The sequence below is a fragment of the Caldisphaera lagunensis DSM 15908 genome, assembly GCF_000317795.1.
GTDB lineage: Archaea > Thermoproteota > Thermoprotei_A > Sulfolobales > Acidilobaceae > Caldisphaera > Caldisphaera lagunensis.
The window spans coordinates 93,115-118,867 of sequence record NC_019791.1 but is presented as its reverse complement, the minus strand read 5'-3'; the positions used below and the strand labels follow the sequence as shown (position 1 = coordinate 118,867).

The following is a 25,753-nucleotide window of genomic DNA, read 5'->3' as shown; positions in this document are numbered from 1 at the left end:
ATGATTTATTTTATATTCTTTTTAAAAATACCTATAATACTAGAAATAAGAATTAGAAATGTTAGAATCAATAAAAACGAAAAGGAAAATGATATAGGAAACGTTGAAACTGAATTTGCACCAAAACCAAAGAAATAGTTCATACTAAAAGAAGATCCTGCATCACCAATAGAACTTAATGGCATGCCTAAAAGAGAATCCAATAACATACCTATAAAAAATATGGCTGATATTATTGCTTGAATAGGATATATTATATTCAATCTTTTTCCATAAATTAAGGGATTAATTAATATTAATATAATTGTATAAATTATTAATAAATAATAATGAATACTTGCAAATGATCTTAATGTTGAATCAAAAAAGATAAGGTATAATGAAATTAAAATGCTCAATATTGAAAAACTTGAAACTGCATACTTAACAGAATTTGCACTTTTGCTATAATATAACACTCCCCCTATTATAATAGCTAGAATTACCAAAACTGCAATAACATATACAAAATAATTTCCTTGCTTTGTTGTTGATGTAGTTGTTGTTGTAGTAACTGGGGTTGGTGTTGAGGTTGTAGTAGTAGTTGTTGAAGATGTTGAGGTTGTAGTAGTAGTTGTAGTAGTTGATATAGCAGGAGAAGAAACATATACTATTATACTTGTTGGTGAAGTTGTTGGATCATCACCAGTTGCAGAAACATTAAAAACATATTTGCCAGGTTTTGCATTATTTGATACTGATATAGTAAATGAGCCTGAAAAAGTTGGGTCCCCGCTTGAAGGATTAAATGTTATTGATATACCTGATACACTTGGAGATACCGCTATATCTGTCCCCCAAGTTGTACCACTACTTAAAACGAGTTGGAATTTTTCACTTACACTTTTACCAGGAGTAATATTAAATGTTGTTTGATTTATAATAAATTTCGATGTTCCACTAGCAGAAAAAGCGATTGGTATAGCCAATAATATTAGTGAGCAGCATATAAAAGCTATATAAAAATATTTATATTTTGACATTAAATCCCACCCTGATTTTTTAAGTTAACAAAAAATTATTTTTGTTTGTATATATATTTCATGAGAAAATTATTTTATTTATGTATAAAAAGCTAAATAGGGTTTAATATTAATATTTTTGTTTAAAGAAACCCAATATAATTTTTAAGTATAAATAATAAAAATTTATTAATATTATTTTATCATAATACTGTGTTTCTAATTTTTATGAAATTTTTAATTTATTTTTGTATATTTCTCCTTCTTTTATAACTAATAATATATTATCCTTATTTGTTATAACATTAATATCATCTAATGGATTACCATTAATTGCTATTATGTCAGCTATCTTCCCCTTCTCCAATGTACCAATACTTTTTTCCATTCCTGCCGCTATCGATGATATTTTAGTTGCAGAGATCAATGCCTCATCATTTTTCATACCAATTTTATCAACAAACAATTTTACTTCAATTGCATTATCTCCATGTTTCCCTAATCCTCCCGAAAAATCTGTTCCAGTTGCTAACTTAATTCCCATTTTATATGCCAATCTCGCATTATCAATATGAATTTCATATAACTCTTTAATTTTCTTCATTGCCCATTCCGGTACTCCCATTTCACTACCTTTATCTAATAAAGCATAATCTATGGCAAAAGTAGGAACCACTATGCTTCCAGCTTTTAAAACTTCATTAGCTGCTTCTTCATCCATCATATCACCATGAGCTATAACTTTGATTCCTGCTTTTGCAGAATTTATTATACCAATTTTACCCTCAGCATGTGCATGGACCCATTTGTTAACAGCATTTGCTTCATCAACTATTGCTTTTAATTCATTTAATGTAAATTGCCTATATTCGGGCCTATCTTTTTGTGATAAAACCCCTCCTGATGCCATTACCTTAATAAAATCAGCCCCTTCTCTAAATGCATATCTAGCAGCTTTTCTACACTCATCTTCTCCATCACAAATCAATGACATAAATGGGGTTAATTTCTTTGATGTCCTATAATCTACATATTCAACAGGGAAGTAATGAGTATCACCATGACCAAAAGTTTGAGATAAAACAGGTCCAGCACCTACAATTCTTGGTCCAACGATTGTTTTTTCATTAACTGCTTCTTTTAATTGAATTGCTAATATGCTACCTGCATCAACAATTGTTGTAAAACCAGCATTTAATAGTGATTCAAGATCTTTTATAGCTCTTGCAAAGAAAACACCAATAGGGGTAATCAAGTCTTCTTCTATTTTTCCACTTCTACTTCCTGTTAAATGCATATGAGCATCTATTAATCCTGGCATTACAAATTTTCCATTTAAATCAATTACATCATAATCATCAGGAAATTTAACTTCATTTGCTTTTCCTATATCTTCTATTATTCCATTATTTATTAATATATTTCCCTTATAAGGAGGCTTACCTGTTGAATCAAAAACCAGACAATTAGTTAAGGCTATCTTTCCCATTCTTATCCCTCCCATTGATATTGATATATACTTCTTTATATTCTTATCTACTATTAATCAATAAATCAATTTTAACAATTTTTTATTTTAATTCACAAGATGTTCTCTAAAAATAATAAGCCTTAAGTTTCTTAATATATTATTTCCTCTCATTTTTTCTTAATACTTTCATTATGTTATAAAGACTAATAAGACTATAAAAATCCAAAAGCCTAGAAAATTTAGCAATATTATAATTTAATAATTTCTTAATTTAATATAATTTCTTAATTTACCCACCTTTTTATATAGAAATAGCTTATTATTACAAATATAGCAGTTAAAACGACAGCAATTAGATAATATAAATTTACTATTGAATAGTAAAATGTAATTGCTAGAATAACTAAACCTATGATGCTTATTATTTTTCCTTTTACATTGGTTAGGGAAAAAGCAGAAATGGATAAAAATGCTAATGAAATTACATAATAAAGGGAATCAATTGCATAAGCATTTTCCATAGCATTATATGTTTGTTCAACTAAACTTCCTGAATTAAAAGACAACAAATAAAATAATATGATAATAATTGAGGAGAGTAATGTGCTTATAATTAATGCATTCTTAGGACTCTTGTATTTGTTTACTTCTTCAAATTTCTTTGGTAAAAGGTTTTCTTTACTCATTCCATAAATCATTCTTGCTGTTGCATTTAATGTTGCTAAATAACATCCAAAAACGCTAAACATTGTTAAAATAGAAAATATTATTAACCCAGGATTTCCTAAATATTTTTTCATTAAAATATAAACAGGATTTAATCCTGCTCCTTGGGCCTGAGCAATAAATGAACTAATAGAATTATAATTAAAACCAACATTTAATATAATGGCATAGGTAACTATGATATAAAGAAATCCCATAATAATTGTAGAAAACAAAGTACTAGTAGGAATAGCCTTATTTGGATCTTTTGATTCTTCTCCTAATTGTGTTGATACTTCAAAACCCATAAAATATGTTATTCCAAAAATCAATCCACCAGAAATAGCAGCCAATTCTCCTTTTAACGAATTGGTAAAAGTACCTTTTAACGTAAATGGGTATAAAGTTAAATTATGGATATTATAAAAAAAGGAAAATCCAACAAATAATAGCAAAATACCTATTTCAATTGTAGCGATAACAACTTCAGATTTAATGCTAGGCTTTATTCCGAAATATGCAATTATAAATGAGATAATTATAGGTATAGCTATAAGAACTAATGGATTCACTTTAATTCCTGTTGATGCTAATATCCCTTCATATCCTAAATAAGCAAATGCTATTGCTACTGATCCAACTCCTATTATACTGTAAAATATTGTATATATAATGCCATTAAAATAACCAGTAGGAGTACCCAAAACCTTAGATACATAATAGTAAAAACTTGCTGAATGTGAATACCTTTTCGATAATATAAATACTGAATAAACAATTGCTAAAACTCCTATTAATGTAATTAGCATTGCTAATGGTGATGAAGCATAAGATGTGCTTAATATGAGTGCTGTTCCACCAGCAATACTATACGTGGGTGCTTGACCACCTAGTGAATTAAAGAAATCTCCTATAATGCTTACTGCATCTTTTTGCAATTTATTTTCTTTTTTCATTATCCCCCCAAATTTTTCATAATTTTTTTAAGAAAAAATCTTTTGTTAAACGTTCAACAAAGTTCTTATCAATTTTTTAAGCTAAAACTTAAATATTAAAAAATTGATTTAAAAACTGGTGATTAAATGAAAATTTTAACTTGGAATGTTAACGGCTTGAGAAGTGTTTTATCAAAAGGCTTACCTAAGGAATTACTTAATTTTGATATAATAATGTTTCAAGAAATAAAAACAGATACAATACCAGATGAATTGCAAAATCTAGGGTATGAAATTTATATATATCCAGCAAAAAGAAAAGGTTATGCTGGAACATTAACAATGACAAAAATAAAGCCAAAAAATGTTTTATTTGGAATAGGGAATGAAGAATTCGATTCTGAAGGAAGAAATATAACATTAGAATTTGATGAATTTTACGTTATTAATTCATATTTTCCCAATGCTCAGCATGGTTTAACTAGATTAGATTACAAGCTTAGTTTTAACAGTCAAATGGAAAAATTCTTAAGTAGTCTAAAAAAACCTAAAATCATTTGCGGAGATTTTAATGTTGCCCATAAAGAAATTGATATAGCAAGACCAAAAGATAATGTTAACAATCCAGGCTTTACTCAACAGGAAAGGGATTGGATGACGCACTTTTTAGAATTAGGTTATATAGATGCGTTTAGAATATTTCATAAAGAACCCAATAGATATTCATGGTGGAGTTATAGATTCCATGCTAGAGAAAAGAACATAGGGTGGAGAATAGATTATTGTGTTGTTTCAAGTGATATTGTTAAAAGGGTTAAGGATTGCGATATCATGGATAAAATTATGGGTTCAGATCATGCTCCAGTATATTTAATTATTGAATAATATCATTGTAATTTTTTGCAACAAGTTCTCCTATTAAAACTCCATTACCAGCTGCTCCTCTTATTGTATTATGACCTAAAACATTAAATTTGATCCAATTTCTATTATCCTTCCTAATTCTTCCTACTACTATACTCATTCCATTTCCTTCATTTCTATCCAATCTTGGTTGTGGTCTATCTATTTCATTTCTAACAATTATAGGTTGAGATGGTTTAGTTGGCAAATTTAAATTCTTTATTTTATTTTCTTTAAATTCAATTAAACTCTTCTTAATCTCTTCAACACTAACATCATTATCAGTCTTTAAGAAAACGCTTTCTAAATGTCCTTCTAGTACATTAACTCTATGGACTGAAGCTGATACATAAAAACTTTCATTTGGTTTTATACTTTCATTTGATAATTCTCCAAGTATTTTTAAACTTTCATTCTCAATTTTTTCTTCTTCATGTTCAATATAAGGTATAATGTTATCTAGGATGGCCATTGATGAAACACCATTAATTCCAGCCCCAGATAAAGCCTGCATTGTTGATACAAAAACATGGCGCAAACCAAAGTTATCATAAATGGGTTTTAATGCCAAAGTTAAAATAGAAGTTGCACAATTAGGTACCTTAATTAATCTTCCCTTCCATCTATTAGCTTGTAATTTTAAGACATTTATGTGATCTGCATTAACTTCAGGATTTAAAAGAGGTACATCTTTATCCATCCTATTATTGCTCGCATGAGATATAACAACGTAACCTTGCTTTACTAGTTGAATATCGAAATCCTTTGAGATATCAGTAGGAAGTGATGTAAATACAATATCTGGTTTTAAGTTATTTATATTTTCAATATTTGTATCGTATACTATCATTTCTTCAACGTTTTCTGGCATTTTATTTTCTAGGCTCCATTTTACTACATCTTTATATTTCTTATTTGCCTTATCCTTTGATGCAGTAATGCCTATTAAATTAAACCATTGATGTTTTGATAGCATAGAGACAAGCCTTTGTCCCACTAATCCAGTTGACCCAACTACAACAACATTAAACTTCATAAATTATCACCTATCAATTCATCATGTAATAAATTAACAAAATTATGGAAATCATCAGTCTTAACATTTATATGCATTGAGGGTTTTTCTCCATTTTTATTTATCATAATGTCATTATGATTTCCATCAAATAAGTTATAAATCCTTTTTATTATAAAATCTTTATTCATTCCATAACCTATCAATCCTATTGATTTAATTTCATTTGCATGCTTTAATCCAAATAACTTCACATGCTCATTGTATAGTGGTTTGCTGTTTATTATAGTATTAAAATTGTCAAAAGTACCAATGTAAACATTAATTTTGCTATTAATTAAAGGATAAAATGTTTTATAATTAATACCCTTTACATTATATGTTGAAGCTTCTATTGCCTCTTCAAAATTCAATCTTTTTACTATTTTTACATTCTTAACTATCCTAGGATCGCTTGAATATATACCAGGCACGTCTGTTATTAAATAAAGGTTGTCTGCATTTATTAAATAAGATAGCACAGATGCAGTATAATCTGAACCTCCTCTACCCAATGTAGTTATGTAATTTTCATATGATCTACCTATAAATCCTTCTATTAAATAAATGTCTTCGTTTAAATGTAAATTGTTAGATGTTTTATCTAAATCAATAAATGCATCTCCATATCTATTATCTGTAATTATTATATCATCAGCATTCAAAGGAGTTGCATTTAAATCATTAATCTTGAGTGCATAAAATAAAATTAACTTGCTAATTTTTTCTCCATAAGATAATATTTTGTCTCTAATTTTTAAATCATGGTTTCTCCCATTCTTTGCTATATTTAATAATTCATTAATTAAACTATTAAATTTATATTTTAGTTCCTGATTGTCAAAATAAAATACCACATCTTGATATTTTTCAATAAATTTGTCTAAGGCATTTTTATTATTATTATCATAAAAATCTATTAAAAGATCAGTCATTCCTTTAAGGGCAGAAACAACTATAATTAATCTTTTGTTTTTTTCAACGAATTTCTTTATATACATAGAAACATCTATATAAGATTTAGGTGTTGACAAAATAGATCCTCCAATTTTTAAAACATCGTATTTCATAAGGGACACCTCAAAATTAAAGAACTAATCTTATCTAATTTCGAAAAAACTAAATCATAATCAAATAAAAGAACTACTATACGCCTATAATTTTTGTTTGGCGTTTCATCATCCCCACCTCTTATTTCCCACTAGTTTAACTAACGAGTATTTAAATTTTATTATATAAAATGTTAATGCTACTGTCAAATACAGTATTGATTTGAATTTAAAATTCTGAATAAATTAAATTAATTTGGGGATATAATGGAACTAGATTTAGAATATCCAGATTATGATAATAATATGACAATTTATGGACTTTCTTGCGGATTAGCAAAATTTTTTGATGTAAAAAGAAATTGTATGGTAAATCCTATTGCTTTTCAAGGAAATAAGCTTGTTTTTATATTTATTGATGGCTTAGGATGGGAATTATTTAATAGATTAAATATTGAAATAAAAGGAGAAGTTAATAAGATAAAAACTGTTTTTCCTTCAACGACATCCACTGTTACAACAACATTATTTACTGGACAAACGCCTGGGGAACATGGAGTATTAGGATATATAATGTTTAATAAAAAGCTAGGAGGGATAATAAATACTTTAAGATATAATTATGTTGGTGAACCAATTAATGATAGTATAAAACAATATATGGGATTTATTAAGGCATTCCCTGTTAAACCATGGATTCATGAAACAAATAAAAAGATATTAACTATTATACAAAATAGCATATCAAATACAGAATTTACAAATACTCTCCATAGAGATTTAAATAGGCCTGATATTTCATATTTAGTGGGTTATTTTAACTCAACTGATATGATAATAAATTTGATAAAATCTTTATCTAGCAATCAATATGATGGAATATTTGTGTATTATGATGCAGTTGACCATTTAGGCCATTCCTATGGTTATAACAACGAATTCCATGATTTTATATTATATGATGCAAAATATGTCTTGGAAAATTTAATTAATGTGGCTTATAAATTTAGAGATAAATATACATTTGTCTTATTTGCAGATCATGGGCAAATTACAGTTAAAAAAACAGTTGTATGGAATAATGATAAAGAATTACTAGATATGCTTGAAGTACCGCCTTATGGGGATTCGAGAGCTATATGGTTTAGATCAAGGTATAATATAAAGAAGTATCTGGAAGATAAATACAACTTGCTTGTTTTTGACAAAAATGAAATAATTGATTCAAAGCTTTTAGGAAAGGTTGAGAATGAAGTAATGAATAACTATATGGGTGACTATTTGGGTATATCAAAGGATAATGAAACCAAATATCTATATACATATAGAGAAAATGATCCGGGTTTAAATTTAAAGGGAAACCATAGTGGTTTAACTAAAGAAGAGATGTATGTTCCATTAATTATTATATAGTTTTTCCTTCTATATAACCATAAACTTCTATTATTAATATTATAAAGGAAAAGATAGCTAAGATTATCCAAGGGAAAATATATCCTAATTTTGTGGGAATTCCAGCAATTAGAGGACCTATTACATAACCTATTCCTATAGATGACTCAAAAATACCTGTTTTTGAAGTAAGATCTCTATGGAAGGTTCTAAATATATTAATTAAGGTTGCATAATAAACGAATCCCATCCCTAAACCTAAGATCGAGAATAATATAGAATTAAATATGTAACTATGATCAAAATATAAAATGAATAATGGAACACTCATTATTGTCCCACCTATTATTAATTTATTTGATGAAATTTTTTTAGCAAACAACCAGCTCAAAATAAAAGCTAATGTTTGCAAAATACCATATAATGTTCCTAATAATCCAGTATCTTCTTTATTGAAACCAAAGACTGGACCATAAACGCTATAAAAACTATAAAATATCGATGAATCAAATCCATATAATAACATTGGTAGAAATATGTTAAATAAAATTGAAAAATTACCCTCATATTTATTTATTTCTATTTCAATGCCTTGTTTAGATGAAATAATAAGCAAAGCACTTATCAAGCTAATTATTGATGAAAAAATTAATGGGTAAATATAATTATAAGATAGCAAATAGGCCACAGCATATGGAGCAATTGATGCCCCAACACTCCAGCCAAAGGTATACATAAGCAATGCTTCTTCTTTGCTTTTTCCACCCAGCTTTGATGATAAACTCTCAACAGCAGGCCAAACCATTGACATTGAAACTGCCTCAAAAGCTCTTCCTATAAGGAATTCGTAAGGTCTATCATAAAATTTATAGCTAATTATTACTAAAATGTACAAAATCATGCCTATTGAGGCCATCTTTTTTATTCCAAACTTATCAGATAATTTACCAAAAATTGAAGCTAAAATAAAGTATATTAAGCCGTAAATTGTCCCTAATAGGCCAATTATAAAAATTGAAGCTCCATAACTATGTGCTAAATATGGTACAACATATCTCATTGAAGTAAGGGGAATTTGAGCTGTTAATGATATCAAAAATATTATTAAATATGACAAGTAATTTTTTGATTTCATTAAATTCCCCATTTGAATAATTAGAAAACCAATTAAAATCTTTACTGTTTAAAAATATTTTTCATGATATTCATGGCATCTTCTAGCTTTGGCTGACCCTCTCCTGTTTGTATTTTATCATATACATATAGCAACTTAGACCCTAGCAAAGAAAATGCAACCCTCTCATACCAATTTGCTCCTAAAGGAATTGCTGTTGCATTTTCTATTACTTCTAAAAATTTAATTAAAATTGATTTATATCCTTTTATATTTCTTACAGCAAGTTTTGCAGTAAACAAATCATTATATTTTTTAAATTTCTCTAGAATTTCATTAAAAGATGGTAAGTTATTTAAATAATGAACTGATACGATCTTATTTTCATATGGCAAATCATATTTTTCCAAAAATCTTTGTTCTAAATCATAAATTATACCATAATCATATAATTTTTTATAGATCCTTATTTTAGTTTCTTCTTTAATTGGAAAAATACCTCCTTCATTAATATCTCTTATTGTTATAATTATTTTATCCTTAAATTTTAAGAAATTATCTATGTCATCAACGCTTAAATTTTTCTTATAATCTAATCTAATTTCAATTAAATCAGTTTTATTAACATATTCATCAATATTTCCATAAGGTAATGATAATACAATTAATGGCCTATTCAACTTTTATCTTACCCCCTAATTTTTCATATCTATCCCAATGTTTAGGATCACTTTTTCCTATGCATTCCGCGTTGTTTATTATTCCACCACTTAAGAATGAAATTGAAGCTGCCATCATTGCAACCCTGTGATCATTATTACAATCTATTTCAGCTTTATTTATTTTATTTGGTTTTATGTTTATTGTATTATCTTTTATTGAAACAATGCTTCCAAACTTTTCCATGACATCTTTAATTGATTTAATCCTATCGCTTTCCTTTATTTTAAGTCTATTAATTCCATCTAAAGTTACTTCAACCTTTACTCCTAAAGGCGCTAATGACATTGCCATATCTGGGGAATCATCCACATTTACTCTTAAATTTTCTAAGTTTTCGCTTTTTATAATCCAATTTCCATTATCTAATTTTGATTTAACTCCTATGTCAGATAAGATATCAACTATCTTATGGTCTCCAAAATAATTTGATGCTTTGTAAAGGTTATGGATAATTGTTAACCCCCCGGTTAACAATGAGGAAACTGCATAAAATGAAGAAAGTAAATAATCTCCAGGAAAAGAAGTTTCATAATCTTTCTTCAAGCATTTTTCAACAACAATTTCATTATCCTCATATTTAATTTTACAACCAATATCATTCAACAAATCCATGGTTAACATGATATAAGAAAATGATGGTACCCTACTTTTAAGCTTTATAACACCATAACCTTTATATGCAAATCCATACATTAATCCAGTAATATATTGAGAACTTTCCAATTCTGGAATTTCAATATAATCTTTAATTCCTTTGCTTGATAATTTTATGGGTAAAGAATTTCCATTTACCTCAGAATTTGTTATTTTTGCTAATTTAATAAGACCATCAAATGGCCTTTTCCTTAAAGTTTCATCTCCATCAATTATTGCATTACCTCCTAATGTTAATATTAATGAAGATAAAATTCTTGCAACTGTTGCTGAACCCCCAGCAAAAAATTTTTTATTTAGGTTTATAGAATATGGTTTCTTTAACTTATTTCCTTCATGATATACTCCCATTTCAATTATTGAATTATACGCAGCCTTTACATCATTTGATCCAGGAACCTCTTCTCTTAATGTTATATTATTCAATAAAGATCCAAAGAGAATTCTTATTGCAATGCTTTTTGATTTTGGAGCATCAATTTCACCGCTTATTTTTGAAGGTAAAATTATAACCTTCATTTTAACACCTCAGAAACAATAATCTTACCTTTATTACTTAGATAATCTAATATAGGCCCCTCTTCTCCTTCTTTAACTAAAGAAAAATATGCTGGTCCATTACCAGAAATTCCCGCTGTTAATGCCCCCTTTTCCATCATTAAATCTAAAATTTTTTTATCATATCCATTTATTTCTGACATAAGGTAACCATTTATTTTAATTCCTTCATATATGTTCCCATTAAACGCCTTTTCAAAAGCAATTTTAAATGATTTGCAATTTTCCCTCATTAAACTCAAGTTTAGGTCATGCCTTTTATCATTTATAAATATTATTACTTTTAAGTCATGACTTGGTTTTTCCAGTTTAAGTATCTTAAGATTTATATTATCAGTAAAGCTTATTTTTCCCTCATAACTTGCAACTGCATCATCAAATGCTCCAGTTATAGATAAGTTATAATTTTTTGTTATTATAGCTGATAATTTAGGAGGATAAACATCTCCAAGTTTATGACTTATTGACGAAATGATTGCAACAGAAACAGCGCTACTACTTTTCAATCCAACACCTTCAGGTATTTCAGAATATACCTCAAAGCTTGTTTTTATTTTATAATTTTTTATTAAATAATCTTCAATTGCATTGATTAAAGGCGAATTCCTGTTTCTTTTTCCTTCTTTCGCAAATGCTTTCAAGTTAATTGGCAATACTGCTCCTATGCCGCATGGAATTGCATTAACTATAGATACTCCTGCATATGCTATATGCATTTTTGCTTGTATTCTGACCACCTCTTTTCAATTATATCAGCCTGTTCTTTGCTCAATTTCCTTGGAATAATTCCTGAAAGCATATAATGGTCAATTAATGTTATTGCAACCATTGATTCTACTACAGAAACTCCTCTTATTGCAATACAAGGATCATGCCTTCCTATTATTGATAAGTTTGTTGGTTTAAGATCCCTTAAATCAATTGTTTTTTGTTCCTTTGCAATTGAACTAGTTGGCTTAAATGCCACCCTTAATATTATATCTTCACCGGTTGATATTCCACCTAATATTCCTCCTGATATGTTTTTTCTTAATCTAAATTTTTCATCATAATAAATTTCATCCATAACTTCGCTTCCTTTAAATTTATATGAATCGAAACCAATACCATATTCAAATCCAACAACGCCAGGAATAGATAATATCGATTTAGCAAGATCAGCTTTTAACTTATCAAAAACTGGTTCACCAAGAGATTTTGGGGGATTTTTTACAACTACTTCAACAATACCCCCTATACTATCTCCTTCTTTTCTTAATGTTTCAATTAACTTCATAAGTTCCCCTTCTTTATTCCTTATAGTTCTAACAGGACTATCTCTTGAGCATAGGATCTCATTAAACTCTGGAGTATTGTCTACATTAAAAGTTCCTGCCTTTTTTATATATCCTGCAACAATTGTGTCTGTTAATAATAATAATTTCTTAGCAATTGCTCCAGCAGCAACTCTAGAAACTGTCTCTCTCCCACTACTCCTACCCCCTCCTCTATAATCCCAATTTTCATATCCATACTTTTCTATATAGGTAATATCTGCATGTCCAGGTCTTGGTTTATATTTTATTTCTTCATAATGAATTGATTTTGGATCTTTATTCTCTATAATAATAGAAATTGGCATCCCAGTAGTTTTACCATTAAATATACCGCTTAAAATTATTGGATAATCTTCTTCTTTTCTTGTTGAAGTATAAATACCTCCAGGTCTTCTATATTTGAGCTCAAAGAATATATCATCTTCACTTATAATCAAACCAGATGGCAAGCCATCAATAACTACTCCTAATGCTTTACCATGACTTTCACCAAACGTTGTTATTTTAAAAATTCTTCCCAATGAGTTTCCTGAGATCTTTTTTCACCTCTTCATCGAATTTTATATTAAACCAAATTTCATCTGAAAGCAAGGCTTGTTCTATTAAAAAATTATAGCCATCAATAATTATTGGCGCTATTTCTTTTGGCTTCCTTAAATAAACTAAATCAATATAAATTTTAGTAGTATTTAAGTTTAAATCAATTGGTACTGTATTTACTATTAAATCAGATTTTACACTGCTTATATCTTTTATTAATTTAACATTAATATTACTTATTTTATTAAGTTCTCTTATTATATTTAATGCCCTTTCCTGAGTTCTATTAAATATGTATAGATTTTCAACATTTAATTCAATAATTGCATGTATTGCTGCTCTAGCAGCCCCTCCTGCTCCTAATACTAAGGCATTTTTAATCTCATAATTTGATAAAATGTTTTTAAAAGCCAAATAATCTGTATTATATCCAATATTTTCTTTTATTGTATTAACTGCCTTAATTTTTTCTACCTTATCTGATAATCCCCTTAGAAATTTTATTACATTTTCTTTATATGGCATTGTTATATTTAAACCATAATTTTGATTAATTATATCATTAATTTTTTTATCAAATTCTTCCCTTTTTATTTCATATAAGTTATATGAAGCGTCGATATCGTAATTTTTATAGATGTAGTTATGAATTAAAGGTGATGGGCTTTTACTTATGTTTTCTCCGACTAATCCCAATTTTAGCTTAGACATTTGACTATCGCCTTCTCTATTTTTTCGATTTCTATGGGGAAAAGTTGGTATTTACCAATATCAACAGGTAATGGTATTATAATCTTATTTCCAGTTCTCTTTTTGTCACTTTTTAATGAATTTAACGCATTGTTTAAATCAACTTCATTTTTATTAATTTTTATATCATATAAATTTATTATATTTTCAACATTTTCATAAATTTCATCACTTATTAATTTTAAGTCAACTCCTAATTTGGTTTCACAAATCATACCATATGAAATTGCAAATCCATGCATAATTTTTAATTTGCTACCAGATTCTATAGCATGACCTATTGTATGGCCAAAATTTAAAACGGTTCTCAAACCACTTGTTTCTTTTTCATCCCTTATCACAATTTTCATTTTGTCATCAATTGATTTTCTTATTATATATGATATAGATTCATCATCTAATTTTAAGATCTTTTCCTTATTATTTAATAAATAATAATAAAGATCCTTATCCATTATTATGGAATATTTTATAACTTCACCTAAACCATTTAATATTTCATCATATGGTAATGAATCCAAAAGAGATGTATCAATAATTATCATAGAAGGTTGATAAAATGTTCCTATAACATTTTTTATATTATGAAAATTTACGCCATTTTTACCTCCTATTGAGGCATCTACCATAGATAATAAAGTAGTTGGTATATTTATTAAATCGATTCCTCTCATGAAAATTGAGGCAACAAAACCTGATAAATCAGAAACAGTTCCTCCTCCAAATGAAATTATTGCATCTTTTCTTGTGAACTCTTTGCTCACCATTTGTTTTATTATATCTAGAGCAACTTCAATATCCTTTGCCTTTTCTCTATCTGGTACTTTATAAATTTCAAAATGTGTAATGTTTGATATAAGTGATTTAATTTTATCATTTATAGTATCTTGATAAATTATAAAGTATTTTTTATTATTATCTATCTTAAGACTATTTAATAAATTTTTACCTACTATTATATTAACTTCCTTATCATTTAATTTATAAATCATTGAATCACCGCAATTTTTCTAAGGTCTTCCATTAATTGCTTAAACATTTCAAATGTTAGTTGTTGAGGTCCATCCGATAATGCTTTATCAGGTTCAGGATGGACTTCAATCATAAGGCCATCTGATCCAACGGCTATACCAGCTTTTGCTAATGGAGGAACATAAATTCTTTTACCAGCTGCATGACTTGGATCAACTATTACTGGTAAATGAGTTAAATTCTTTAAAACTGGTACTGCTGCTATATCTAAAGTAAATCTTGTTGAGGATTCAAAAGTCCTAATTCCCCTTTCTACCAATACTACCTGATCATTTCCTCCTGCTAATATATACTCAGCCGATTGCAACAGCTCGTCTATTGTATTACCAAAACCTCTCTTTAAAAACACAGGCTTATCTATTTTACCTAATTCTTTTAATAATGGAAAGTTTTGCATATTTCTTGCTCCAACTTGCAGGGCATCAGCATATGCTGCAACAAGTCTTACTGTATTTACATCCATAACTTCTGTAACAAAGGGAATCTTTGCTTCTTCAGAAGCTTCTCTCAATAGTTTTAATCCTTCTTCACCTAAACCTTGAAAGCTATAAGGAGACGTTCTAGGTTTAAAAGCTCCCCCTCTTAAAATTTTCGCACCATTTTCTTTTACAAATAATGCAGTCTTAATTATTTGTTCTCTATTCTCTACTGCGCAAGGACCAGCAATTATAACTGGCTTATCTCCTATAATTACATTACCTACTTTAACTAAGGTTTTTTCCTTATAATTTTTGCTAACTAATTTATAACTCATCATAAATCACCTTCAATCTTTCCTCAATATTTTTAGGTGTTAATTTAAAAAACTCAATTAATTCCAAATAATTTCTTGCTGAGGTTCCAAACGAATCCTCTATTCCTATTTTAACAACTTTTCTAGGAAGTCTAGAAGATAAAAATGATGAAATCATATCCCCCACTCCTCCATTTACATTGTGCTCTTCAATAATTGCTATTAAATTAGATTTGTAAGCCAATTTTATCACGTTTTGTTCATCAAAGGGCTTTATTGAATATAAATCAATTAATGATGAACTAAATCCTTTTTTCCTTAATAAATTTACCACTTCTCTTGATATTTCTACCATTGGACCATAGGATATTATTAAAATATCATCCCCCTCAATTAATGTTTTAGATTTCCCAATCTTGAATTCTTCTTGATCATCATATATTTTGGGGGAATTATCCCTACCAATTCTCATGTAAACAGGACCTATATGATCAACCATTTCATAAACAAGTTTTTCTGTAGAAACAATATCTGAAGGTGCTACAACAGTGAAATTAGGTAAAATCCTGATCAAAGATATATCTTCCAATGCTTGATGTGATGATCCGTCTAAAAAGTCTGATAAGCCAGAATGAGTGCCAATTATTTTCACGTTTAATTTATCTCTTGCTATTGTATTTCTTATTTGCTCCCATGCTCTCATTAAAAACATTGAAAATGCAACCGCAATAGGTATTTTTCCTCCTAAGGCTAAACCAGCTGAAAATCCTATCAAATCTTGTTCGCTTATGCCAACAGAAACAAATCTATTGGGAAATTTTTCTGCAAAATATTTTGTATACGTTGATTTAGATACATCAGAATCAACTACAACAACTTCCTTTTTCTTTTCCCCAATTTTGACTAATGCTTTACCTAATGATTCTCTATAGCTATAATTCAAGTTCATTTTAACCACTTTTCACAATTAAAGCCCTTGGCAATCCTTTTATTTCAGAAACGAGATCTAATGCTATCATTAATTCTTTTATATCGTTCTTAACTTCTACAGTATACCAACCAAATGCTTCAAATTTTTTCTTAATGGATTCTTTTATTTTTATTTCTTCAGTGGGTCCGGATAGTTGAAATCCGTTCCTATCAACTATTGCTAAAATATTGTCTATTTTTAAGGAATAAGATGTTGATATTGATTCCCATATTTGTCCCTCATCTAATTCTCCATCTCCTAATATAACAGCAATTTCCTTATTTTCATTGTTTAATTTTGCAGCATATGCGATTCCATTTGCTATAGACAAACCTTGGCCTAATGAACCCGTTGAAAACAATATACCAGGTATCTTTCCACCTTCAGGATGAGATTGCAAACGGGAATTTGGCGTTGCGAATGTATCTAGTTCATCATAGTCTATTTCTTTATTTAAAGCTAGCAATGTATATAATGCAGGTGATGCATGTCCCTTGCTTAGTATTATAGATCTTGAAATGCCTAGACCAATACCTTTTGGAATCCAATAATCATATAATGTAATCAATATATTTAATACTGATCTTGAAGAGTCTCCATGATAATTATTGATTTTTTTGAGGAAATCATTCAAGAACTCATTAGCCAAAGTTTTTTTCTCAACAATTTTTTCATATACATTCTCAGGATTTAACACAAAGGAAGGAACCTTATTTAATATTGGCTGGGCATCATGCCCTCGCCCCATTGGAACCCCATCAACTCCACCTCAACATTTCTTTGTATATTCCCACTATTTAAATTTTACTATATTTATTATTATATATTATTAAAACAATAAAATATTAAGAAAAATTTAAATATTAGTCTTTAATCTAAAAAAGTTCAGGTGGTCTTTGTGCGCCAATGGTAGGTAATGAGGAATCCCTTCCTGAGTTTTGGTATAATATTATACCTGATCTTCCTGTACCCTTGTCTCCTCCTAGGGATCCCCCTGATGGAGAATTCTCAAGGATAGATCTGTTAAATGAAATATTACCAAAAGAAATACTTAGACAACAGTTTACAATAGAAAGATACATAAAAATTCCAGATGAACTTAGAGAAAAATACATTCTAATAGGGAGACCCACTCCATTAATTAGAGCAAAAGGATTAGAAAATGCATTGAATACTCCAGCAAAGATTTATTTTAAATACGAAGGTGCAACACCAACAGGATCTCATAAAATAAACACAGCATTAGCTCAATCTTATTTTGCCTTAAACGAAGGAATTGATCATGTGGTAACTGAAACAGGTGCTGGACAATGGGGAACAGCGGTATCTTTTTCTGCATCTTTATTTAACATGAAATCAACAATATTTATGGTAAAGGTTAGCTATGAGCAAAAGCCAATGAGAAAGATTTTGATGAATCTTTATGGAGGAAATGTATATGCAAGCCCTTCAAATTTAACTGAATACGGATTAAACATATTGAAAGAAAATCCAAATCATCCAGGGTCTTTAGGAATTGCTATGAGTGAAGCCATTGAATATGCCTTAAAAAATAAACTAAGATATCTTGTTGGAAGCGTATTAGATGTTGCAATATTACATCAAAGCATTATAGGATTAGAAACAATGAAACAATTGGAAATGATTGGGGAAAATGCTGACATATTAATTGGTTGCGTAGGTGGTGGAAGCAATTTTGGAGGTTTTTCATACCCATTTATTGGTAACAAAATAGGAGAAGAATACATAGCAGTTGGTAGTGAAGAAATACCAAAGTTCAGTAAAGGAGAATACAAATATGATTTTGCTGATTCAGCAGGACTACTTCCCTTGGTTAAGATGATAACGTTAGGCCATAATTACGTGCCTCCGCCAATTTATTCGGGAGGACTAAGATATCATGGTGTTGCACCAACATTAAGTATATTAATTAAGGAAAATTTAGTTAAGTGGAAGGAATATAACGAAAAAGAGATTTTTGATGCTGCTAAACTTTTCATAAAAGCCCAAGGAATCGTTCCAGCACCTGAATCTGCACATGCAATTAGGGCAGTTATTGAGAAAGCATTAGAATTAAAGAAAAACAATGAAAAGAAAACAATAGTATTTAATTTAAGTGGTCATGGTCTATTGGATCTAACAAACTATGATTCTATGTCAAAGAGGCTGATATAATGAAATACCTAGTTTGCTACATGACTTTAGGATATCCAAATTCAGATACTTTTCTAGAATTTATTGATAAATCCCAAAATTTGGGTTGCGACATATTAGAAATAGGTATACCCACAAACAACGCTAAATATGATGGCCCAACAATAAAATCAAGCTATAAAAAAGTTAATAAAATAAACATAGAAAATGAATTTAAAAATTTAAGCCATATTATAAGAAAACCAACACTTGCCTTAACATATTTGGAAGACCACGAAAATGATTTAGAAAATTTCTTAAAAATGATGAAGAAATATAATTTTGCAGGAGTATTAATGCCTGATTTAATAATAGATTACATAGGGGAATACAAAAAATACCATGAATTCGTTAAAAGAAATGAATTAAACGATGTAATATTTGTTTCCCCAACAGTACCAGATAAGATTTTAAAAGAAGTTTCTGAATATAGTGACCTTTTCCTATATTATGGAATAAGACCTACAACAGGTATTCCAATACCAATATCTCCAGACATTTTAGTAAAAAGAGTAAGACCTTTGGTTAGCAACAAACTAATTGTTGGCTTTGGTTTATCTAATGAAGATATAAATAGCGTCATTAAAGCTGGAGCTGATGGAATCGCGATTGGAACAGCTTTTATAAAGAAAATTGATTCAGAAGGATTAGATTCTTCATTAAACCTTGTTAAAGAGTTAAGGGGGATCCTTGATGAAACCTAATGAATACTTAAAGCTAATTGCTGAGAGAAAAAATTTAACACAAGAAGAAGCGGAAGAATTAGCAAATATGTTATTAGATAAAAACATTGATGAGTCATTAGCTTCAGCAATACTAATTTCATTAAAAATGAAAGGTGAAACTTCTGATGAAATCGTTGGTTTTGTTAGATCATTAAGGAAGCATGCTTTAGGCTTTGATTATAGAGATGCTATTGATATTGTAGGAACTGGGGGAGATGGATTAAATACAATAAATGTAAGCACAATTTCATCAATTTTAATTAGTAATAAATACAAGGTTGCAAAACATGGCAATAGAGCTTCATCAAGTTTAAGCGGTAGTGCTGATTTCTTAGAAACAGTAGGTTACAATATTAATATTGATGTAAACAAAGCTAAGGAATTGCTTGAGAAGACAAATTTCGTCTTCTTATTTGCTCAAGCATATCATTTAAGCATGAAAAATGTAGCTGGAATAAGAAAGAAACTAGGAATTAGGACAATATTTAATTTAATAGGACCATTATCTAATCCTTTTAATGTTGATACTATTTTAATAGGAGTTTATCCCTATAATTATATAGATGTTTTAGCAGATGCTGTTAAGGAGTTAAAGTATAAGAGAGCAATATTAGTTTCAGGCGAACCAGGATTAGATGAAGTTTCTCCTATGGGAAAAACTACAGTTATTGAGATTAAAAATGATAAAGAAGATAGATACCAATTATCACCAGAAGATTTTAAAATAGAAAGGTTTAACATAAATAAGGTTTCAGTTAATAATCCAGAAGAATCAGCAATTAGGGCTATAAGAGCATCTATAGGAAAAGATGAATTTGCAGAAAAGTTCATTAGAATAAATACTTCTATGGGATTATACTTAATAAATGAAGTAGACTCCTTATATGAAGGCTATGAAGTTTCTGGAGAACTATTGAGTAAATTACCACAAAGACTTATTGATTTAGTTTCAATTAATGGAAATCAAGACAAATTGAAAAATATTTTGGTGAGAGCCTATGACTAAATTAAAGATCTGTGGAGTGAAATATTTAGAAGACGTTGAATTTCTCAATGAATTAAAAGTTGACTATATAGGAATGATCAATGAGCCAAATACTCCTAGGTATGTTGATTTAGAAAAGATCAGAAAAGCTATTAATATATCAAAAATACCAATAGTATTAGTAAAATCGAGTATTAATATTGATGAAATAGAAAAAATTCCTAATGAATACATTCAAATACATAGAGTATTAAAAGATGAGGAACTTGAGATGCTATCAACAATAGAAAACAAAAAAGTTATTTTATATGTACCCGCGAGGCTAGACTACATAAATTATCTTAAAAAGGCTATTAAATATACAAAGTTCGTATTAATTGACTCCTTTGATAAGACAATTTCCAACATTAATATCTTGAAAACAATGTTAGAAGAATATAAAGAAGCAGGAATTGCTGGAGGAATTAACATAAACAACATTTATGATTATGTTAAACTAGAACCTGGATTTATTGATATATCAAGAGGAGTTGAAGAGACAACTGGTAAAAAAAGTAAAGAAAAGGTTGAATTTGTTTTAAAGGTGATAAAAAATGAATTATAAAAGCTTAGAAAATATGATGAGATTTATTAATAACGAAAATGATTTCTTTGCAATTTTAGAGGATTCAAATAAAAGAGAAATAAGGATCTATTATGGTAAAAAATCTTATTTTATAGGAAACGATAAAAACTTCTTAAATAATTTAGAAGAATTTAATAGAGGAAATGAATATGCAATAGGATATATTTCTTATGATTCTGTGAAATTATGGGAAAAAGTAAAAGATATTAATGAAGAAGCAGAAAAATGGCCCTATGCAGAATTTTTTATACCTGAAAACCAAATAATCATTAATGATATTAATAATGAATTTAGGAAAGAAATTAATTCAGAAAATGTTTCAACAAAATTTTACGATCAATCACTTGATAAGGAATTATATGAGCAAGGGGTAAGGAAAATATTAGATTATATACATAAAGGTTATGCATTTCAAGTTGTACTATCAAGGTTTTATAGGTATTTATTACATGGTGATCCTATCGAAATTTACATAAAGTTAAGAAAAATAAGTCCTTCACCATATAATTTTTACATAAAGTTTCACGATAGGATTCTAATCGGATCAAGCCCTGAGCTCTTGTTTAAATATGACAATAATGTAAAAACATATCCTATAGCAGGAACAAGACCAAGAGGTAAAAGTGAAGAAGAGGATAAAAAATTAGAATTTGAGTTATTAAATTCTGAAAAAGATAGAGCTGAACATTTAATGCTGCTGGATTTAGCAAGAAATGATTTAGGTAAAATATCAATACCAGGATCTGTTGAAGTTTTAAAATCATTCTATATAGAAAAATATAGCCACGTACAACATATTGTTTCAGAAGTTGTAGGCAAATTAGATAAAAGAAAGGGATTAAAAGATATAATTAAGGCAATGTTTCCTGCAGGTACAGTTTCTGGGGCACCAAAGGTTTTTGCAATGAATTTGATAGAAGATTTAGAAAGATATAAAAGAGGGCCTTATGCTGGTATTGTTGGATATTATAATAAAAATGAAGGAGAATTTGCTATTACCATTAGGACTGCTCTAATAAATAAAGAGATTATGAGAATTCAAGCAGGTGCTGGAATAGTTTATGATTCTATACCAGAAAACGAATTTTTTGAAACAGAGTACAAATTAATGGCATTAAAAGAAGCAATAGGTGATAAATAATGGATCTAACGCTTATTATTGATAATTATGATAGCTTTGTTTATAATATTTACCAATATGTTGCAGAATTGGGGAGCAGACCAATAGTTTTAAGGAATGATGAAATAAAATTAGAAAGCATAGAAAAAATTAATCCAGATAGAATAATTATATCCCCAGGCCCAGGTAGTCCTTTAATAAAGGAAGACATTGGTATATCTGATGATATAATTAGAGAATTCGGAAATAAAATACCAATTTTGGGTGTTTGTTTAGGCCACCAAATTATTGGCTATGTTTTTAATTCTATAATAAGAAATGCGAGGAAAATTTATCATGGAAAGATAAGCAAAATAAATATAATAAACAATGATTCCCAAATATTTAAAGGAATTCCTAAAGAAATATATGGAACAAGATATCATAGCTTGGTAATAGATGAAGTTAAGAAACCATTAATAATTGATGCGATTTCTGATGAAGATAAGGAGATAATGGCAATACATCATGAAAAGTACCCAATATTTGGGGTTCAATTCCATCCAGAAAGCATTGGAACAGCTTATGGGAAACAAATAATAAAGAACTTCTTGGAGGTGAAATAATGAATTGGCTAGAAGAAGTAATTGAAAATTCAAAGAATAGAATAAAAGTTAAAAATGAAAGGAAGAAGAAAATAAATTCTTTGAAAGAATCGCTTATAAATTTACAACAAAAAGGGGTAACACCAATAATAGCTGAATATAAAAGAAAATCTCCTTCGGGATTTATTTCTGATAAAGATTATCATAATTACATAAATTTTTTAGAAAATTACGTTGCAGGCTTTAGTGTTTTAACGGAAGAAAAATATTTTGGAGGCTCTTATGAAATTTTGGAATCTATTTCAGAGATTACAAACAAGCCCATATTAATGAAGGATTTTATTGTAACAAAAGACCAAATAGATAATGCTTTTAGAATTGGGGCTGATGCAATTTTATTAATTGCTTCGATTTTAAATGAAGATCTATTAGATCAATTAATTAACTATGCAAGATCTTATAGACTAGAAACATTAGTTGAAATACATACATATGAAGAATTTGAAAAAATAAAGAGCTTTAAGTTTGATCTATTGGGAATAAATTCTAGAAACTTATTTACCTTAAATGTCAGTTTAGATAATACAATAAAGTTGCTGAGAAACATAAAGGGAGATTATATAAAAATAGCAGAAAGTGGAATTAAAAGTAAAGAAGATATTTTGAAATTAAAAGACAATGGAGCTAATGGATTTTTAATTGGAACTACTTTAATGAAAAATCCTCTTATTATAAGAGAATTATTATGATTCATTAAACAAGTTTACATTTTAAAATCTATCAATACCTTTATAATTATAAAAATAAAATTGATCTATAGGCTTAAAATTTATGAGATAATATATAATTCAAGCCCAATAATGCTTATTAAGAAATAATAAAATAAAAGTTAAAATTGTTTTTATTGTTTTTCATAGTATTTATTATCTAATTAAGTTATAATTCATATAAACCATGTATTGAGATTATTTCATCGTATTTGTTAATTAAATCAAGCTCTTTTCTTTCCACATACAGTTTATAATATTGTTTAGAAACAACATCATAAATTTCATCTCCTGTATGATATGCTAGGCTGTTTAGCAAAATACTTGCTAATATATGTCCTTGCTGTCTTAAGAAATCCTTTGAATTGAATTCAGCTTCTGTTGGAGATAATGAGGAAAACCATTTCATTATCTCATTAGTTTTATCATATAATTTTTTGCTAAATTCTTTATCGTATGTCTCATTTACAAGGCTCTTTAGATCTTCTAAATAAACTTCATGTGCTCTTTTCTTTACCATACTTTCTAGCATATCTAATGCCTGTATATTACTAGTCCCTTCCCAAATAGGTGTAATTAACGCCTCTCTATGCCACCTTTCTATTGGATATTCAGTTAAGAAACCAATTCCTCCAAATGCTTCCATAGCTAATTGTGTTACCTTAGCTGATAATTCTGCAGTTACATTCTTAGCAATATGTGTTAAAAATCTAGCGTAGTGATATTCCTTTGTATAAGGAGGTCTTGAATTTATTGAATTTTGGAACTCATTTATTGCTTTATAAGCTAAGGCTAAGCCTCCTTCTATTGATACTTCCATATCAATTAGATCTCTAATCATCAATGGATGCTCAATTATTTTCTTTCCAAAAGCTTTTCTATCTTTTGAAAATCCTAGAGCCTCAAAATATGCCTTCCTAGCTGTTCCCATTGCACCAATTGCATTAGCTAACCTTGATACTGTTAAATCCTCCATTATGTAATAAATTCCTTCATTCTCTTTTCCCACTAATTCCGCTTCAGAATTTATTAATTCAACCTCCCCAGTAGGAACAGAATTTGTCCCACTCTTGTATTTTAGTCTTCTAATATAATAATTCAGTTCTCCTTTGGTATTATATCTTGGCAATAAATATAATGCTAATCCTTTAGCACCTTCTTTTCCATTTTCAGGCCTTGCAGAAACTAAAGATACATCAGCAATACCAGCACCACTTGAGAAATACTTATAACCATTTAGCAGATATGTATTTTCTTTAATCTTTTTTGCTACAGTCGTGTTTGCTCCTAAATCACTTCCTCCTTGCGTTTCAGTAAACCATGTAGCACCTAATTCCAAATCTTTATCTAAACCAACTAATTTTTTATATCTATTCCTTAATTCTCCATCGGCATATTTATTTAATGCATAAGCTGTTTGTATTGTTATTGTTAATATACATGATAATCCAGGATCACCAATCAAATAAATGCCTGCATAATGATCATGCCAAGTCCCATTATCAAATGGATATCTGTTTACACCATATTTCATAATTAGTTCATTAACAATAAACCTTTCATAGGGATCAATCCATGTATAATCAACCCTTTCTCCATTTGTCCCCCAATAAATTAATCTTGGCAGACTTTCCAAGTCAACTCTATATGTGGATTCATAAACTTCTTTTCCAACAAATTTTCCTAATTCAGTAAAATCATTTCTTGATTTAGTATAAATTTTAAGCAAATCCTTCAAAGGTTTATCTAGAGTATAATGATTTAAACCATAAGCATAAGATATATTTTCTAAACCCCTTAATGGCATATTCCCACACCATTTTTACTATTATATTTCTGGCTTAATTATCTTTT

25 protein-coding genes are annotated in these 25,753 nt (G+C 28.6%); 9 read left to right on the top strand and 16 right to left on the bottom strand.

The window, feature by feature from the left end; genetic code table 11:
* Window positions 1–5 precede the first annotated feature (5 nt).
* The 3 genes from CALAG_RS00580 to CALAG_RS00570 form a co-directional block, all read right to left on the bottom strand.
* On the bottom strand, window positions 6–1,022 hold the full coding sequence (locus CALAG_RS00580; RefSeq protein ID WP_015231808.1) for a COG1470 family protein: 1,017 nt from the start codon (window positions 1,020–1,022) through the stop codon (window positions 6–8).
* 205 nt (window positions 1,023–1,227) lie between these two features.
* Window positions 1,228–2,490: a metal-dependent hydrolase family protein gene (locus tag CALAG_RS00575; RefSeq protein ID WP_015231807.1), complete on the bottom strand. Its 1,263-nt coding sequence runs from the start codon at window positions 2,488–2,490 to the stop codon at window positions 1,228–1,230.
* Between the two features lie 266 nt (window positions 2,491–2,756).
* A complete protein-coding gene (locus CALAG_RS00570) occupies window positions 2,757–4,133 on the bottom strand; it encodes an APC family permease (protein WP_015231806.1) in 1,377 nt (458 codons plus the stop codon).
* Between the two features lie 126 nt (window positions 4,134–4,259).
* Here CALAG_RS00570 and CALAG_RS00565 point away from each other — a divergent pair, with 126 nt between their 5' ends.
* The gene (locus CALAG_RS00565) at window positions 4,260–4,997 is read left to right on the top strand and encodes an exodeoxyribonuclease III (RefSeq protein WP_015231805.1); all 738 of its coding nucleotides are present in this window, start codon (window positions 4,260–4,262) and stop codon (window positions 4,995–4,997) included.
* Here the strand turns inward: CALAG_RS00565 and asd are convergent.
* Entirely contained in the window at window positions 4,987–6,051 is a 1,065-nt protein-coding gene (asd, locus tag CALAG_RS00560) for an aspartate-semialdehyde dehydrogenase (RefSeq protein ID WP_015231804.1), read from the bottom strand. The genes CALAG_RS00565 and asd overlap by 11 nt on opposite strands.
* Window positions 6,048–7,139, bottom strand: coding sequence for an amino acid kinase family protein (locus CALAG_RS00555; RefSeq protein WP_015231803.1), 1,092 nt, complete (start codon window positions 7,137–7,139; stop codon window positions 6,048–6,050). The genes asd and CALAG_RS00555 overlap by 4 nt, the downstream gene beginning before the upstream one ends.
* 246 nt (window positions 7,140–7,385) lie before the next feature.
* On the opposite strand from CALAG_RS00555, the gene CALAG_RS00550 reads away from it, so the two are divergent.
* Entirely contained in the window at window positions 7,386–8,531 is a 1,146-nt protein-coding gene (locus CALAG_RS00550) for an alkaline phosphatase family protein (RefSeq protein ID WP_015231802.1), read from the top strand.
* Here the strand turns inward: CALAG_RS00550 and CALAG_RS00545 are convergent.
* From CALAG_RS00545 to CALAG_RS00500, 10 genes are read right to left on the bottom strand one after another with little or no spacing between them, the layout of a single operon-like run.
* Window positions 8,524–9,645: an MFS transporter gene (locus tag CALAG_RS00545; protein WP_015231801.1), complete on the bottom strand. Its 1,122-nt coding sequence runs from the start codon at window positions 9,643–9,645 to the stop codon at window positions 8,524–8,526. The genes CALAG_RS00550 and CALAG_RS00545 overlap by 8 nt on opposite strands.
* 41 nt (window positions 9,646–9,686) lie before the next feature.
* Window positions 9,687–10,304, bottom strand: coding sequence for a type I 3-dehydroquinate dehydratase (locus tag CALAG_RS00540; protein ID WP_015231800.1), 618 nt, complete (start codon window positions 10,302–10,304; stop codon window positions 9,687–9,689).
* A complete protein-coding gene (locus CALAG_RS00535) occupies window positions 10,297–11,520 on the bottom strand; it encodes a 3-phosphoshikimate 1-carboxyvinyltransferase (RefSeq protein WP_015231799.1) in 1,224 nt (407 codons plus the stop codon). The genes CALAG_RS00540 and CALAG_RS00535 overlap by 8 nt, the downstream gene beginning before the upstream one ends.
* Window positions 11,517–12,296 (bottom strand): shikimate kinase, encoded by a 780-nt coding sequence (locus CALAG_RS00530; protein ID WP_015231798.1) that lies wholly within the window; start codon window positions 12,294–12,296, stop codon window positions 11,517–11,519. Before CALAG_RS00530 ends, CALAG_RS00535 begins: the two co-directional genes overlap by 4 nt.
* On the bottom strand, window positions 12,266–13,411 hold the full coding sequence (gene aroC / locus CALAG_RS00525; RefSeq protein WP_048816637.1) for a chorismate synthase: 1,146 nt from the start codon (window positions 13,409–13,411) through the stop codon (window positions 12,266–12,268). Before aroC ends, CALAG_RS00530 begins: the two co-directional genes overlap by 31 nt.
* A complete protein-coding gene (locus CALAG_RS00520; RefSeq protein WP_015231796.1) occupies window positions 13,380–14,126 on the bottom strand; it encodes a shikimate dehydrogenase family protein in 747 nt (248 codons plus the stop codon). Before CALAG_RS00520 ends, aroC begins: the two co-directional genes overlap by 32 nt.
* Entirely contained in the window at window positions 14,114–15,157 is a 1,044-nt protein-coding gene (aroB, locus tag CALAG_RS00515; RefSeq protein ID WP_015231795.1) for a 3-dehydroquinate synthase, read from the bottom strand. Before aroB ends, CALAG_RS00520 begins: the two co-directional genes overlap by 13 nt.
* Entirely contained in the window at window positions 15,154–15,954 is an 801-nt protein-coding gene (gene aroF / locus CALAG_RS00510; RefSeq protein ID WP_015231794.1) for a 3-deoxy-7-phosphoheptulonate synthase, read from the bottom strand. The genes aroB and aroF overlap by 4 nt, the downstream gene beginning before the upstream one ends.
* Window positions 15,941–16,879, bottom strand: a complete 939-nt coding sequence (locus CALAG_RS00505; RefSeq protein WP_048816636.1) for a transketolase family protein — start codon at window positions 16,877–16,879, stop codon at window positions 15,941–15,943. The genes aroF and CALAG_RS00505 overlap by 14 nt, the downstream gene beginning before the upstream one ends.
* A gap of 1 nt (window position 16,880) precedes the next feature.
* On the bottom strand, window positions 16,881–17,648 hold the full coding sequence (locus CALAG_RS00500; protein WP_015231792.1) for a phosphoketolase family protein: 768 nt from the start codon (window positions 17,646–17,648) through the stop codon (window positions 16,881–16,883).
* 158 nt (window positions 17,649–17,806) lie between these two features.
* Here CALAG_RS00500 and CALAG_RS00495 point away from each other — a divergent pair, with 158 nt between their 5' ends.
* Genes CALAG_RS00495 through trpC form a run of 7 tightly spaced genes read left to right on the top strand, consistent with a single transcriptional unit; the run spans window position 17,807 to window position 23,881 of the window.
* The gene (locus tag CALAG_RS00495) at window positions 17,807–19,075 is read left to right on the top strand and encodes a TrpB-like pyridoxal phosphate-dependent enzyme (RefSeq protein WP_015231791.1); all 1,269 of its coding nucleotides are present in this window, start codon (window positions 17,807–17,809) and stop codon (window positions 19,073–19,075) included.
* Window positions 19,075–19,797, top strand: a complete 723-nt coding sequence (gene trpA, locus CALAG_RS00490; protein ID WP_015231790.1) for a tryptophan synthase subunit alpha — start codon at window positions 19,075–19,077, stop codon at window positions 19,795–19,797. The genes CALAG_RS00495 and trpA overlap by 1 nt, the downstream gene beginning before the upstream one ends.
* Window positions 19,787–20,824 (top strand): anthranilate phosphoribosyltransferase, encoded by a 1,038-nt coding sequence (gene trpD / locus CALAG_RS00485; protein WP_015231789.1) that lies wholly within the window; start codon window positions 19,787–19,789, stop codon window positions 20,822–20,824. The genes trpA and trpD overlap by 11 nt, the downstream gene beginning before the upstream one ends.
* Window positions 20,817–21,407 (top strand): phosphoribosylanthranilate isomerase, encoded by a 591-nt coding sequence (gene trpF / locus CALAG_RS00480; RefSeq protein ID WP_015231788.1) that lies wholly within the window; start codon window positions 20,817–20,819, stop codon window positions 21,405–21,407. Before trpD ends, trpF begins: the two co-directional genes overlap by 8 nt.
* Entirely contained in the window at window positions 21,397–22,569 is a 1,173-nt protein-coding gene (locus CALAG_RS00475) for an anthranilate synthase component I (RefSeq protein ID WP_015231787.1), read from the top strand. The genes trpF and CALAG_RS00475 overlap by 11 nt, the downstream gene beginning before the upstream one ends.
* Complete coding sequence (locus tag CALAG_RS00470; protein ID WP_015231786.1) at window positions 22,569–23,153, top strand: anthranilate synthase component II; 585 nt, start codon at window positions 22,569–22,571, stop codon at window positions 23,151–23,153. Before CALAG_RS00475 ends, CALAG_RS00470 begins: the two co-directional genes overlap by 1 nt.
* On the top strand, window positions 23,153–23,881 hold the full coding sequence (trpC, locus tag CALAG_RS00465; protein ID WP_015231785.1) for an indole-3-glycerol phosphate synthase TrpC: 729 nt from the start codon (window positions 23,153–23,155) through the stop codon (window positions 23,879–23,881). The genes CALAG_RS00470 and trpC overlap by 1 nt, the downstream gene beginning before the upstream one ends.
* 187 nt (window positions 23,882–24,068) lie before the next feature.
* On the opposite strand, the gene CALAG_RS00460 is transcribed toward trpC, so the two are convergent.
* On the bottom strand, window positions 24,069–25,706 hold the full coding sequence (locus CALAG_RS00460) for an acyl-CoA dehydrogenase family protein (protein ID WP_015231784.1): 1,638 nt from the start codon (window positions 25,704–25,706) through the stop codon (window positions 24,069–24,071).
* Between the last annotated feature and the right edge of the window lie 47 nt (window positions 25,707–25,753).

Coding starts and splice junctions, on each gene's coding strand:
- aroF (WP_015231794.1), bottom strand. CDS start 15,954: ATGATGAGTTATAAATTAGTTAGCAAAAATTATAAGGAAAAAACCTTA.
- CALAG_RS00470 (WP_015231786.1), top strand. CDS start 22,569: ATGGATCTAACGCTTATTATTGATAATTATGATAGCTTTGTTTATAAT.
- CALAG_RS00475 (WP_015231787.1), top strand. CDS start 21,397: ATGAATTATAAAAGCTTAGAAAATATGATGAGATTTATTAATAACGAA.
- aroB (WP_015231795.1), bottom strand. CDS start 15,157: ATGATTTATAAATTAAATGATAAGGAAGTTAATATAATAGTAGGTAAA.
- CALAG_RS00575 (WP_015231807.1), bottom strand. CDS start 2,490: ATGGGAAAGATAGCCTTAACTAATTGTCTGGTTTTTGATTCAACAGGT.
- CALAG_RS00545 (WP_015231801.1), bottom strand. CDS start 9,645: ATGAAATCAAAAAATTACTTGTCATATTTAATAATATTTTTGATATCA.
- CALAG_RS00565 (WP_015231805.1), top strand. CDS start 4,260: ATGAAAATTTTAACTTGGAATGTTAACGGCTTGAGAAGTGTTTTATCA.
- trpD (WP_015231789.1), top strand. CDS start 19,787: ATGAAACCTAATGAATACTTAAAGCTAATTGCTGAGAGAAAAAATTTA.
- CALAG_RS00460 (WP_015231784.1), bottom strand. CDS start 25,706: ATGCCATTAAGGGGTTTAGAAAATATATCTTATGCTTATGGTTTAAAT.
- CALAG_RS00550 (WP_015231802.1), top strand. CDS start 7,386: ATGGAACTAGATTTAGAATATCCAGATTATGATAATAATATGACAATT.
- CALAG_RS00570 (WP_015231806.1), bottom strand. CDS start 4,133: ATGAAAAAAGAAAATAAATTGCAAAAAGATGCAGTAAGCATTATAGGA.
- asd (WP_015231804.1), bottom strand. CDS start 6,051: ATGAAGTTTAATGTTGTTGTAGTTGGGTCAACTGGATTAGTGGGACAA.
- CALAG_RS00520 (WP_015231796.1), bottom strand. CDS start 14,126: ATGTCTAAGCTAAAATTGGGATTAGTCGGAGAAAACATAAGTAAAAGC.
- CALAG_RS00555 (WP_015231803.1), bottom strand. CDS start 7,139: ATGAAATACGATGTTTTAAAAATTGGAGGATCTATTTTGTCAACACCT.
- trpC (WP_015231785.1), top strand. CDS start 23,153: ATGAATTGGCTAGAAGAAGTAATTGAAAATTCAAAGAATAGAATAAAA.
- trpF (WP_015231788.1), top strand. CDS start 20,817: ATGACTAAATTAAAGATCTGTGGAGTGAAATATTTAGAAGACGTTGAA.
- CALAG_RS00580 (WP_015231808.1), bottom strand. CDS start 1,022: ATGTCAAAATATAAATATTTTTATATAGCTTTTATATGCTGCTCACTA.
- CALAG_RS00495 (WP_015231791.1), top strand. CDS start 17,807: ATGGTAGGTAATGAGGAATCCCTTCCTGAGTTTTGGTATAATATTATA.
- CALAG_RS00535 (WP_015231799.1), bottom strand. CDS start 11,520: ATGAAGGTTATAATTTTACCTTCAAAAATAAGCGGTGAAATTGATGCT.
- CALAG_RS00500 (WP_015231792.1), bottom strand. CDS start 17,648: ATGGGGCGAGGGCATGATGCCCAGCCAATATTAAATAAGGTTCCTTCC.
- trpA (WP_015231790.1), top strand. CDS start 19,075: ATGAAATACCTAGTTTGCTACATGACTTTAGGATATCCAAATTCAGAT.
- CALAG_RS00505 (WP_048816636.1), bottom strand. CDS start 16,879: ATGAACTTGAATTATAGCTATAGAGAATCATTAGGTAAAGCATTAGTC.